This is a genomic window from Salipiger sp. ABN3_019, assembly GCF_056158605.1.
In genome coordinates this window covers 102,387-114,569 of the sequence record NZ_JBSWTP010000003.1, presented here as the reverse complement: position 1 = coordinate 114,569, position 12,183 = coordinate 102,387, and the positions used below count along the sequence as shown (strand labels likewise).

Sequence of the window (12,183 nt, the reverse complement as noted above, 5' to 3'; positions counted from 1 at the left end):
GGTCGGCGGCTCAGCGGCTCAGGAAGGCCTGCGCGTCGGCATCCGCCGCGCCGATCGCCGTGGCGGGCTGCGAGCTTTCGACCAGCACCGCCGCCTGCGTCCGGTTCTGCACCCCAAGCCGCCGCAACAGCGCGGTGATATGCGCCTTCACCGTGGCCTCTGCCAGATCGAGCTCATAGGCGATCTGCTTGTTCGGCTTGCCAGCGCAAATCAGCTTCATGATGCGTTTCTGCTGCGGCGTCAGTTCGGCCAGCTTCGGATGCATCGCCTCGAAGGGCAGCTGCTCGGCGGGCTCTTCGATGGCCCGCCCGGCATAGCCAGAGTGCACATAGGTATGGCCCGCGGCGATCTCGCGCAGCGCCTGCCGCAGCACCGGCGCCGGAGCATCCTTGGGCAGGAACCCTGCAGCCCCCGCCTCCATCAGCGCCTGCACCACCTGCACCGAGGTCAGCGACGAGATCACCAGCACCGGAGTTTCCGGCAGCGCCTCGCGCAGCTTCTGGAACCCGGAAATCCCGCAGACATCCGGCAGCTTGAGATCGAACATCACCAGATCGGGCGCGACACCCTGTGCCAGCAAATCGAGCGCGGCGCCCAATGTCTGCGCCTGCGACGGCTGACAATCTGGGAAGGCAGCACGCAGCGCGGCCGCCAAAGCATCGCTGTATAGCGGGTGATCATCGACGATCAGGACAGGCCCGATCGTGCCCGATGCTGCCGCATCTTGCATGTCTTTCATTGAACTCTCCTCCCAGCTCAACGTTAGCGCATGAATTTTCTTTCGCGCAATGGTGTAATTCCCCGGCGTCAGGTCCCGCGCCTCGGACCGGCGAAAAGCTGCACTCCCTTGCTTGCTGTTCACGGCCCCGTCCTCCTCAAGCACGAAGCACCTTCGCGGGGTTCGCGAAGGTGCCAGCCGGTTGAAAGCCGGTCGGTTTTCTAGGCCAGCGCGCCGTTCTGCTTTGCCACATGGGTGGCGATCGCATCCATCAGCGGCGGCGAAAGGCAATCATAGGGCTCGAGCCCAAGCTCGCGCAGCCTGCCCCGGATGTCGTCCATCCGCGCCGGATCGACACCCGACTCGATGATCGACGAGACGAACGCGGCAAACTCCGCCGGCGCCCACCCGCTGTCATCCGAGAGTTCGGTGTGCACGAAGTCGAGCCCGTGGAACGGATGGCCGGTGTTCTCGATGCGCCCGTACATATGCACGCCGCAGCCGCTGCAGGCGTGGCGCTGGATCGCCGCCGCAGGATCGACCACCTGCAGCTTGTCGCCATTGTCGGCAACGCTCACCTGATCCCGGCTGACAACCGCGATCTGGCTGAACACCGCGCCATCGGGTTTCCAACACTTGGTACAGCCGCAGACGTGGTTATGCGCGGTCTGCGCGCCGACTTTCACAACAACCGGATCGCTGGTGCATTTGCACGTCAGCGTCCCACCGGCAAAGCCCGGCCGTGCCGAGCCGACGCCAGTGTCGACCTGAGGATGAATTTTCACATGCGTGAAGCGCGGCTCTGCCGGGCCTTCGTCACCACCAAATATCTTGTCGAGAATTCCCATTCGTCTTGCTCCTCCCAAGCGGGCGCTGCGTTCTGGCGCGCCTGCACCAAGGGTGCGGCCAAGGCCGGAAGCTGGCAATTCCAACAATGGTATCGGCTGCGGCGCCGCGCGCGAGGGCCACGATTGTCAGCCGTACACCTCAGATGCAGCCTTCGCGCGGCACCAGCCGCAGGGCCCGCGACAGATACGGTGCGGCATGTTCGGGCGGCAGATTTGCATCGAGCGCGAAGAGCCCGCGGGTCGGCGGACACTCGGGCTCGCCGCCATCGGTCACATGCAAAAGCCGCAGGTGATGCGCGCGCGACAGCGCCTCGATCCTTGCGGCAAGACCAGCGCCGGGCATCTCAAAACCCGAGGCAATGACCAGCGCCGCGCCGGGGGCTGCGATCTCGTCGAGCGCGTAGAGCGCCGGGGTCAGCGGCGGGTCCTCGAACTGTCCGGCCAGCGCCAGCCCTTCGGCGAGGTCATGCGCCCGCACCAGACCGTCGATCACCCGGCTCATACCCTCGTCGCCATGGCTGGGCGCGACCACCACGGGGGCTCCGGCTCCAAGCGCCAGCAGCGCGACCCAGCCGCCATCGAGGCAGACCCGCCAGCCGATCAGCGCCAGCGCCTCCGCCGCCGCCACAGAGCGAAAGGCCCGCAGTTGACCGCTGAGCATCGAAGGCCGGAAATCCGCGACCAGCACCGCACCGGGCAGCGCACCGGGCTGCCACGGACCAAAGCCATTCATCGCCGTGGCACGCAGGGCCGCCAACTCGCAGGCCTGCAGGCTGGCGCCGGGGATATGCAGGGAAGCTGTCATCGCGAAATCCTCGGGCGGGGGATGGCGGGGGGCATCGGAGTCTCGGCCTTGTCTCGTTGGCGTTCAGTCTAGGCGATGCTGCGGGTGCACCGAAACACAGCCCAAGGTCGCATATCCATGTTGTCAGCCGGACGTGTCAGGGGCCGTTTTTACAAGCTTTTGAAAACACGCCGTTTTTCAAATTGTCAGCTGACAATTTCCAGAAGGAGCCCGGCGCGTCAGCGCGCCAAGCATGCTGGAGACCGAAAATCCGCCGTTTCTGGCGATCTGTGTCAGCCGTCTGAGGTAGGCACCGGGCTTGCGGATCTCGGAATGGCGGTCGAGCAGGCACAAAAGCACCGCCGCCGCGCGCTCTGGCCCCATGGTCCGCTGCGCGTCATGCAGAACCGGCGCTTCGATGCCCATCATCGGCGCGAGCCTCTGGGTCATGGAAATCAGTTCATGCCAGTTGCGCGGCTTTTCCGGGAAGAAGGTCTGATACTCGCGGCAGGTTTCGGTGATCTGCGGAAGGGTGAGCCTGTCTTTCTCTGCAGGTTGGGCGCTTTCCGCCGGCGTGTCGTTCGTCGGCTGGGCGCTATCAGAGTCAGAGAAGGATTTATCTGATTCCTGTATGTGCCGCTCATTTTGGCTGTTGCTGGCGTTCATTTGCGCCGGTGCGGAAGCAGCATTGGTGTCGACCTCGGGCAAGACTTCGGCCTTCGGCATCACCGGAAGCGCGGCATCGAGCCGCTCGATCATCTCATTGAGGACCGCTTCGGAGCATTTCCGGCGCAGCAACAGACGGGCTTCTTCGAGCAGAGCGGGGCAGGGCGCCGCGCCCTCGCACAGGCGCTGGCGCAGCATCCCAAGACGCGCGCGCAGCACCGCCAGCCGTTCGCGGCGCAGCGCGTCTTCGGCCACGGCTCGGGACAGCGCGGCCTCATGGCGGGCGAGGGGTGAGAGGTCAAAGCCGAAGGCGATGCCGATCTCGGCGCCGCAGCGGCGGGCGTAGCGTTTGCCGTTGGGGCTGTCGTGACGGCTGACAATGCCGCTTTCCACCAGCTTGCTCAGATGCCGCCGCAGGGTGCTCTCGGGCATTCCGGACAGGCGCTCGGAGAGCACGCGGTTCGAGGGAAACACGATGGCGCCGTCGCAGGGCAGCTCGCGTTCCGGCCAGAAGGTCAGCAGCGCCTTCAGAACCGAAAGCGTGCGATGCCCGAGACCGAAGTCTTCGGACACAGTCGTGAGGTCGCGCAGCAGCGCCCATTTGTCATGGGTGCCGACCTGCGCCGTCAGGCAAGCCGAGATTGGCCGCCCGACAGGCTGTCGGGACGTCTCCAGCATATATTTTTCACGAAAGACAACAAATTTCCTGCCCCACACCGTGATGCGGAGTTGACAGGGAACGGCTCTGGCGGCTAACTCAAATTGCTACTTTCGAGAAGGGCCTTCCGGGATCCGTCCTGGGGGGCTTTTCTTTTTTGTCGCCTGTCCTCTCGTGCCTCCGTTGTTTTTCTACTGCTCTCTCAGTCTTCCGACCGGGTGCTTTGCCAGCGGTCGTGAAGGTCTTGGATGATCTCTTCGGCGCGGGCGTCGAGCCAGCGATCGAAACCATCCGCTGTTTTTGACGGCACCGTCAGGGTCAGGCCCCGCGCGGTGCTGCGAATTTCGGCCAGCGCGGTGCCATCATGCGCGCGCAGGCTGCGCGGACGTGGGGCAGGGGGCTTGGCCACGGTGGTCTTGCGCTGCGTGGCGCCATAGACCGCGTCGAAACGGGCATCGGACTCCAGCGCATCGAAGCCGGGCGCGCGCATCGCCTCCTCGGCGCGGGCACTCGCCGCCTCGTCCTGCAGGATCTTCGCCAGCGCCATCCAGCGGTCGCGCCCGATGCCGGGGGCAGAGCCGATCTGGCGCAGGAAGGGCAGGGAAAACGCCGTGCCCACTTTCAGCATCCGGCTCACCATCGGCAGGTCGATCGACAGCGCCGCGGCGATTGTCTGCCGGTCGTAGTTCGAGTCCTGCAGCTGCGCGGCGAAACTGGCCTTTTCGATGAAGCTCAGGTCCTGGCGCGAGGTGTTTTCCTGACCCTGCGCCATGACCAGCGCGTGATCGTCGAGCTGGCGGACCATCGCCTTGACCTTCATCCCCAGCTCGCGCAGCGCACCAAGGCGGCGGCGGCCGTAGACGATCTCGAAACGACCGTTCTGCGTGGGATGAGGGCGCAAGAGCACCGGCACCTGCTGGCCGTAGGTCTGCAGGCTCTCTTTCAGCTGACCCTGCGCTTCGGGGTCGAGGCCCAGACGGTCCTCAAACCCGGCGTCGTCGATCAGATCGGGCTCGATCTCCTGAACCGCGTTCTCCTGCAGCTTCGACAGCGAGCTTTGCAGCGCGCCGACCGCGCCGCGCGGCATCATCCGCAATTCAGCGGCGGTCGGTTTGCGCTCCGCGCCGCCGCCGAGGGTCGAAATTCTTGGTTCCAGAATGCCTTTACGTGCCATCAGCGTCCCCATGCTTTCTGAATGAGAGACTCGACCTCATCGTTGACCTGATTGAGTGAATCCACCGCGCGGTCGTAGGTGTTGCGGTGGAACTGCGAGCGGTCGACCTCATAGAGCGTCTGCGTCGTCAGCCCGGCATCAGAGATGGCGGTGGATTTGAGCATGGCCGCGACCATCACTTCCTCGCCGAAAAGCTGGCGCAGGAACGCCACCACCTGCTGCTGCGGGCCGTCGTTGGGCTCGTAGCGGTTGATCAAGAAGCGCAGGAAGTCGAACTCCATGCTGGCCCCGGCATTCGACACCACATCGAGCAAATCGGCACTCATCTGCAGGAACTGCGCCATCGAGGCGATGTCGAGCATGTTGGGCACGATGGTGATCAGCACGCCCGTGGATGCGCAGAGCGCCGACATGGTCAGATAGCCCAGCTGCGGCGGGCAGTCGAAGATGATCACGTCGTAATCGGCCTCGACCTCCTGCAGCGCGGCGGCCATGCGCGAGAAGAACGGCGGCTGCATATTGGCCATCAGCGCCTGTGGGGTCTCATGCTCGAATTCCTGCAAGATCAGCCCGCCCGGCGCCAGATCGATGCCGGTGAAATAGGTTTTCTGGATCACCTGCGACAGCGGCACCGGATCGTCGTAGCGGATCGCGTCGTAGATCGTGCCGGAATGCAGGAAATCATACTCGGGGCGGTAGCCGAACAGCGTGGTCAGCGAGGCCTGCGGGTCGATATCGACCGCCAGCACCCGGTAGCCCTTCAGCGCCAGCCGCTGCGCGGTGTGGATCGAGCTTGTGGTCTTGCCCGAGCCGCCCTTGAAGTTGAGGAAGGACAGCACCTGCACCTTGTCGCCCTCGCGGCGACCGCGCATGTAGGTGCCCTTGGTCTTGGCGGTACTGTCGAGGATCTTGCGGATCTCGAGCAGATCTGCCCCGGAATAGTGTCTTCTTCCGCCCGGCGTGGTATGGACCTCGGGCACGCGGTCTTCGAAATGCAGCTTGCGCAGGAAGCTCGGAGAGATGCCAAGCAGTTCGGCCGCTTCTCCGGCGGAGAAGCGGCGCAATTCCTTTCGCGCATCGGGGGCGAAGACCTTCAGCATATGGTCTTCGAGCGCCGCGCTGATCGCTTCGGCGTTTTCCCGCACGCGGGCGTTGATGTGAATCGGTTCCGCCACTGCTGCCCTCATTTTCGGTAACGCTGTTTTCCGCCAGCGCTTTTATTACCGTTTCTTTACGCAAGAGAGAGCGCAGTTGTCCACAATTTCCTGCGGTTGTGGGGCAGGGGGTCTGCCGCGACATCTTGCGGGGCTTCATGCGCTGCGCGCAAGAGGTGAAATAAGTCCCTGAAATATAGTGGATAATCGTCGTCAGAGCTTTTCACGTCCGGTGTTGCGCAATTTCAAGGCTTATGGCGCGGATCCGGGCGCGGCGCGACGCCCGGTCGAATCGTGCGCAGGGGTGGGCCAGCGCGAGTCGCGATCCTAACAGGCTCTAATTGGGGATGATTCCGGCCCGCCCGGTGGGGGCGCAAACCTCACTCGGCGGGCTCGGCGACCGGTTTGCCGGGCGCACTGCGGTAGATCAGCGGCGCGCCTGTGGCCTGCGCATGGGCCTCGGCCCGCGCCTGCAGGTTCACATGATGCGGGGATTTCACGCAGACCGGGTCCGTCGCCGCCGGATCACCGGCAAGCGCCATGGCCTGACAGCGGCAGCCACCGAAGTCGATCGTCTTGCGCTCGCAGGAGCGGCAGGGCTGCTTCATCCAGTCGGTGCCGCGATAGGCGTTGAACGCCGCGCTATGGAGCCAGATCTCGGCAAGGGGGCGGCCCTTGACCAACTCAAAGCTCAGATGCGGGATGGTCTGCGCCGCGTGGCAGGGCAGGACCTGACCGTCGGGCGCGATGTTGAGCCCGGTTGAGCCCCAGCCGCCCATGCAGCGCTTGGGATAGTCCGAATGGTAGTCGGCGGGCACATAGTCGATCACCAACTGGCCCTTCAGCCGGACGCGGGCCTCGGTGACGATGCGCGTGGCCTCCTCGGCCTGCGCGCGGGTCGGCATCAGCGCGTCGCGGTTCTTCAGCGCCCAGCCGTGGAATTGCACCGTGGCGACCTCGATCCGCCGCGCGCCCATCTCCACCGCCATCTCCAGCGCGCGCGGCAGCTGGTGCAGGTTGCGCCGGTGCAGCACCGCGTTGAGCGTGAGCGGAAAGCCGATCTGCCCGATCCACTGCGCCACCTGCAGCTTGCGGGCAAAGCCGCCGCGATAGCCGCCGATCTCATCAGCCATCTCGGGCGTGGTGCCCTGCAGGCTGAGCTGGATATGGTCGAGCCCGGCGGCGTCGAGCGCCCGCATCCGCCGCTCGGTGAGGCCAATGCCCGAAGTGATGAGATTGGTGTAAAGCCCGGCCTCGCGCGCGGCGCGCACCAAATCCTCGAGATCGCGCCTTGTGGCGGGCTCGCCGCCCGAGAGGTGCAGTTGCAGCACGCCCATCTCTGCGGCCTCTTTGAAGACGCGGGTCCAAGTGTCGGTGTCGAGCTCGCTGTCCTGCCGCGCCAGTTCGACGGGGTTGGAGCAATAGGGGCAGGAGAGCGGACAGCGGTGGGTCAGCTCGGCAAGCATGGCGATCGGCGGAGACGGCGTGGCTTTGGTCATGGCGGGCCTTTGATCAGCGGTGGGGCCCGTGGTCGGCGCCGGGCCGTGCGTATTTGGAAAGAGAAGAAGCGGCCTGAGGGGTCACATCGAGAAAGCGGCGGGCCTCAAGCGCCTGCAGAAAGCTCGCGGCGTCCTTGGCGATCTGCGCGGGCGGGGCGGCGTAGCGGGCGGCGAGGGTTTCGGTGATCTCGGCAAAGCTGCGCCTGCCGTCCACTTCCGACAGGATGGCATGGGCGATGGCATCGAGGGTCACGGCGCGCTCGGGGGCGAGCAGCACCCAGCCGCCGCGCACCCTGTCGCGGTGCAGGCGCACGCCGCGGGGCAGGGCGGGGATCGCGGCGGGGTCCATCAGGCGGCCACTTCGCTTTTGGCCAGTCCCTCGCCGGGGTGCCAGGCGCCGGGCGGAATCCGGGCGGGGGCGACATAGGCGCCCCAGAGCGCATCGAGCTGCGACCAGAGCACATCGGTCTTGAAGATCAGCGCCTGCGCCGCCTGTTCCTGCTTTTCGGCGGTGTCGGCGTGGGTCAGCACCCAGTCGAGCCCGAAGGCGACATCCTTGGGGGCCTCGGTCAGGCGATTGCGGAAATAGCTCAGCGCCGCGTCATCGGCGAAAGCGTAGTTCTGCAAGAGGCCCTCGATGCGGCTGGCGTGGATTTTCGGCGCGAAAAGTTCGGTCAGCGAGGCGGCGACAGCCTCCAGCAGGCTCTTGTCGCGCACGAAGCGCACATAGGCATCCACCGCAAAACGGGTGGCGGGCAGCACCCCCTCGCAGGAGGCCACATAGTCGCGGTCCAGCCCCACCGCCTCGGCGAGGCGCAGCCAGCGGCGGATGCCGCCTTCGTTGGTTTCGGTGCCGTCGTGATCCTCAATTCGCGAGCGCCACGCCCGGCGCAGGTTCGGATCCTCGACGCGCGACATAAACGCGGCGTCCTTCATCGGGATGGAATGTTGGTAGTAATAACGGTTGATCACCCAAGCGCGGACCTCATCGGGGCTGCAATCGCCGCCGTGCAGCCTATCGTGGAACGGGTGCAGATCGTGGTAGCGCACCGCCCCGATATGGCGCAGGCGGGCCTCGAAATCGGCGCGGGACAGCGGGTCTTGCTGTGGGGGGATGCGTGTCATGCGGTAAGCTCCAGTCCATCCTGTCCGATGATCCAGCCCGCGGCCTCGGCCTCGGCCCGCTCGGGCGCGCCGGGGCGCAGCACCGGGTTGGTGTTGTTCATATGCACGAAGACCTTGGTGCCCACATCGAGGCCGTCGAAGGCGGCGATGGACCCTGCCGGGCCGCTCATCGAGATATGGCCCATGCGGCGCCCGGTCTTCCGACCGAGGCCCGCGGCGATCATCTCGTCGTCGCGCCAGAGCGTGCCGTCGAACAGCACCAGCGCGGCACCGGAGATCCGCGTGCGCAGCGCCTCATCAAGCCGGGCGCAGCCGGGTATGTAATAGGCGCGGCTGGTGCCGGTGCTGAGCTCGACGCCCACGGTCTGCTCGCCCATGAGGTCGGTTTGAAGAGCGCCGTCCATTTCGCCGCCCTCCATATAGAGCGGCACTTTGCCGGGCACCGAGAACAGCGTGGCGAAAAGCCCGGGCACCAGTTCCACCGGCTGTTCCAGCGCCAGCGGGGCGCGGCTGACGACCTTGGGATTGAGCGCGTCGAACGCGGGATTGGCGGCGATCACCTCATGGATGCCGGGTGTGGCGTAAAGCGTGAAGGGCTGCATCTCGCGCAGGGTGAGCAGGCCGGCGACGTGATCGATGTCGCCATTGGTCAGCAGCACCGCCTGCAGCGGCATCTCGCGCAGGCCCGTGGGGTGCAGCGACGGGGTGGCGGCAAGCTGCGCGCGGATGTCCGGCGAGGCGTTGAGGATCGCCCAGTCCGTGCCATTCGCCGAGACGGCCAGCGAACTTTGGGTCTGAGCGGGGATGTCGCCTGCACGGGCCATCCGGCAGTTATCGCAGCCGCAGTTCCACTGCGGCAGGCCGCCGCCAGCAGCGGCCCCGAGAATGTGCGCGCGGATCTGTTGCATCACGTTCTCCGCGCGCTGCCGATCAGAACAACACGCCGTCGTCGTGAACGGGTCCGTACATGTTGATTTCCATGCCGCACTCGATTTCGCGGATCACGGGTTTGGTCCAGGCCATCTGTATCTCCTCCTGTTGCAGCTGGCGGTGGAGACAGTGTGGCAAGCGGGGGCGGCGCGGGGCGAGTCTTATAATCTAAGAGCGGCCTAGACCAAGGTCGGTGCCCGGCGTCGCGGCGGGGAGGAGGGGCGCGATCCCGCTGAGGCAGAAGCCGCGCTGGCGCAGCGTGGCGATCTCGAAGCCGAAATCCTCGGCGGGGCGCAGCTTTTTGCGCAGATAGCCGATGTAGACATCGACCACATTCTCGCTGCGCGACTCCCCGGCCCAGAGCCGGTCGAAAATTTCGCCTCGGGTGAGCGGCGTTCCGGCCTGCGCCGCCAGCAGCGAGAGCAGCGCGAACTCGCGCTCGGTCAGCTGGGCGCTGTGCGGCCCGGCGGTGACGCGCCGCTCGGCGGGATCGAGACGGGCGGGGGCGGGGCGGAGCGCGGCGACGCGGCGCTGCTGCACCTGCAGCCGGGCGACCAGCTCGTCAAAGGAGAAGGGTTTGACCACATAATCGTCGGCCCCCGCCTCCAGCCCGGCGGCGCGGTGGTCGACCTCGGACAGCGCCGAGAGCATGACGATGGGCAGCTGCGCCCCGGCCTTGCGCGCCTCGCGGACCAGTGCGATGCCGCTGTCGGCCCCAAGCATCACGTCGACCACCGCCGCATCGAACCGGCGCGCGGCAAGCTCGGGCAGGGCGGTGGCGGCGCGGTTGCAGGTCTCTACCTCATAGCCATGCAGGCCGAGGCCCCGCGCGAGGGCCGAGCAGATCTCGGGGTCGTCATCGACGACGAGGAGGCGGGGCGGCGGCGCAACGGTCATGATGCGGCCTCGGGTGTGCCCGCCTGCGGTGCGCGCGGCAGTTGCAGCGCAAGCTGTGTGCCAGGGGCCGGGCCAAGCGCGGTGTCGCGGGGCAGGGGGCTTTGCAGGGTGATCTCTCCGCCCTGCTGCTCGATCACCCAGCGCGCCAGCGGCAGACCAAGGCCGAAGCCCTGCGCCGATTGTCCACCGGACTGGGCGAACCGGTCGAAGACAAGCGCCTGCGCCTCGGGCGGGATGCCGGGGCCATTGTCGATCACCCGAAGCTCGGCGGCGGTGCCTTGCGCCTGCAGTTCGAGCCGCAGCAGCCCGCCGTCGCGGGCGTGGCGGATGGCGTTGCGGATCAGCCCGGAGATCACCTGCCGCAACCAATTGCGGTCGGCGATCACCATAAGCGGGGCCGTCGCCGGGTCAGGGCGCTGCAGCGCCATTCCTGCGTTGGCAAGCTCGGCGGCGGTTTCCGCGATCGCCTCGGTGGTCAGTTGCGCAAGGTCGACGGGGGCCGGGTCGAGCGCCAATTGCCCGGTTTCGGAGCGGGCGATGCGCAGCAGATCGTCGATGCGCCGCCCGAGCCGCGTTGCGCGATTTTCGATGGTGGCAAAGGCTTCTTCCGGCTGCGGCGCACCGCGGCGGCCAAGCTGCGCTTCCATCAAGATAACCGTGAGCGGCGTGCGCAATTCATGACTGATGTCGGCAAAGAAGCGGCGGCGGTCCTCGTCGGTGCGTTCGAGCCGGGCGTTGGCGGCGCGCAACGCTTCGGTGCGGCTGGCGATGGTTTCCTCCAGCCGGGCGCGGTCGCGCGCCACGGTGCTCGCACGAGCAGCGAGCGCCTGCGCCATGCGGTTGGTCTCGGTGTAGAGCCGCCCGATCTCGTCCTGGCGGGTGCCGGGCAGCGAGACGCTGAAATCCTCTTGCCCGATGCGCCGCGCGGCGCCCTGCAGGGCGTCCAGCCGCCGGAACTGCGGGCGTAGCAGAAACAGGTAGAACCCGGCGGTGAGCAGCAGCGCGACGCCCGCCATGATCGCGGCAGAGAGGGTCAGCCGGTGGCGCAAAGCGTCGATGCCAGAGAGGATTTCACGCCTCAGACGCCGCTCTTCGTTCACCGCCTCGGCCAGCAGGGGCTCCACCGCCGAGGCGAAGCCGTCGAGATGGGCGCGCAGCTGTGCGCGGGTGGCGTCCTTGGACAGCAGCCCGGCCTGCGCGGTGTTGAGCTGCGCCTCCATCCGGGCGAGCGCCAGCGACAGCGTGGCGCGGCGGCTTTGCGCGTCGAGGCCCTTTGCTGCGGCCACTTCGGCGTCGAGCCCGCCGCGCAGCCGGGCGAAGGTGCCCTGCAGCGTCTGCACCACCTGCGCGGTGCGGTCGGCGCGGGTTTCGGCGGGCTGGTCGCTTTGGATCAGCTCGGCGGCGACGAGGATATAGGTGGAAACCTGCGTCGACAGCGCGGCATAGTCTTCGAGCCTGCGTTCGGCGGCCAGCGCCTCTTGCAGACGGTCCGAAACGCGCCCCATTCCGGCGACGATGATCAGCGCGGTGATGAGAGTTGCAAGGCCCAGAATGCCCGCGCCGATGCCGAGCCGCGCCTTGAGCGACAGATGCCTCTGCCCAAAGATGCGGCGCCAGTGCGTGTTTGCTGGCCAAATTTCGCCTAATTTCGACGCAAGCCAGTATGATTTTTGGGCAATGCTGCGCTGCAGCAAGACTGAAACAAATCTCTTCTGCCGCATATTAGGGGG

At 66.5% G+C, this 12,183-nt stretch carries 13 protein-coding genes; all 13 read right to left on the bottom strand.

What is annotated here, in order from left to right; genetic code table 11:
* Positions 1–10: 10 nt before the first annotated feature.
* Positions 11–739 carry a response regulator gene (locus tag ACXAD2_RS03095; protein ID WP_066111724.1) on the bottom strand — a complete coding sequence of 243 codons (729 nt, stop codon included), beginning with the start codon at positions 737–739 and terminating at the stop codon, positions 11–13.
* Positions 740–939: 200 nt separating this feature from the next.
* Positions 940–1,566, bottom strand: a complete 627-nt coding sequence (gene gfa / locus ACXAD2_RS03090; RefSeq protein ID WP_475166748.1) for an S-(hydroxymethyl)glutathione synthase — start codon at positions 1,564–1,566, stop codon at positions 940–942.
* A gap of 139 nt (positions 1,567–1,705) precedes the next feature.
* Positions 1,706–2,371, bottom strand: coding sequence for a DUF58 domain-containing protein (locus tag ACXAD2_RS03085; RefSeq protein ID WP_475166745.1), 666 nt, complete (start codon positions 2,369–2,371; stop codon positions 1,706–1,708).
* A gap of 177 nt (positions 2,372–2,548) precedes the next feature.
* Complete coding sequence (repC, locus tag ACXAD2_RS03080) at positions 2,549–3,694, bottom strand: plasmid replication protein RepC (protein ID WP_475166741.1); 1,146 nt, start codon at positions 3,692–3,694, stop codon at positions 2,549–2,551.
* Positions 3,695–3,876: 182 nt separating this feature from the next.
* The gene (gene repB / locus ACXAD2_RS03075; protein WP_475166738.1) at positions 3,877–4,848 is read right to left on the bottom strand and encodes a plasmid partitioning protein RepB; all 972 of its coding nucleotides are present in this window, start codon (positions 4,846–4,848) and stop codon (positions 3,877–3,879) included.
* A complete protein-coding gene (gene repA / locus ACXAD2_RS03070; protein ID WP_066111718.1) occupies positions 4,848–6,035 on the bottom strand; it encodes a plasmid partitioning protein RepA in 1,188 nt (395 codons plus the stop codon). The genes repB and repA overlap by 1 nt, the downstream gene beginning before the upstream one ends.
* 347 nt (positions 6,036–6,382) lie before the next feature.
* Positions 6,383–7,501 (bottom strand): pyrroloquinoline quinone biosynthesis protein PqqE, encoded by a 1,119-nt coding sequence (gene pqqE / locus ACXAD2_RS03065; RefSeq protein WP_475166736.1) that lies wholly within the window; start codon positions 7,499–7,501, stop codon positions 6,383–6,385.
* Between the two features lie 13 nt (positions 7,502–7,514).
* Positions 7,515–7,850 (bottom strand): pyrroloquinoline quinone biosynthesis peptide chaperone PqqD, encoded by a 336-nt coding sequence (pqqD, locus tag ACXAD2_RS03060; protein WP_475166734.1) that lies wholly within the window; start codon positions 7,848–7,850, stop codon positions 7,515–7,517.
* On the bottom strand, positions 7,850–8,626 hold the full coding sequence (gene pqqC / locus ACXAD2_RS03055; RefSeq protein WP_475166732.1) for a pyrroloquinoline-quinone synthase PqqC: 777 nt from the start codon (positions 8,624–8,626) through the stop codon (positions 7,850–7,852). The genes pqqD and pqqC overlap by 1 nt, the downstream gene beginning before the upstream one ends.
* Positions 8,623–9,534 (bottom strand): pyrroloquinoline quinone biosynthesis protein PqqB, encoded by a 912-nt coding sequence (pqqB, locus tag ACXAD2_RS03050; RefSeq protein WP_475166729.1) that lies wholly within the window; start codon positions 9,532–9,534, stop codon positions 8,623–8,625. The genes pqqC and pqqB overlap by 4 nt, the downstream gene beginning before the upstream one ends.
* Before the next feature lie 22 nt (positions 9,535–9,556).
* Positions 9,557–9,649: a pyrroloquinoline quinone precursor peptide PqqA gene (gene pqqA, locus ACXAD2_RS03045; RefSeq protein WP_475166726.1), complete on the bottom strand. Its 93-nt coding sequence runs from the start codon at positions 9,647–9,649 to the stop codon at positions 9,557–9,559.
* A gap of 75 nt (positions 9,650–9,724) precedes the next feature.
* Entirely contained in the window at positions 9,725–10,453 is a 729-nt protein-coding gene (locus ACXAD2_RS03040) for a response regulator transcription factor (RefSeq protein WP_475166724.1), read from the bottom strand.
* Entirely contained in the window at positions 10,450–12,147 is a 1,698-nt protein-coding gene (locus tag ACXAD2_RS03035) for a sensor histidine kinase (protein WP_475166722.1), read from the bottom strand. Before ACXAD2_RS03035 ends, ACXAD2_RS03040 begins: the two co-directional genes overlap by 4 nt.
* Between the last annotated feature and the right edge of the window lie 36 nt (positions 12,148–12,183).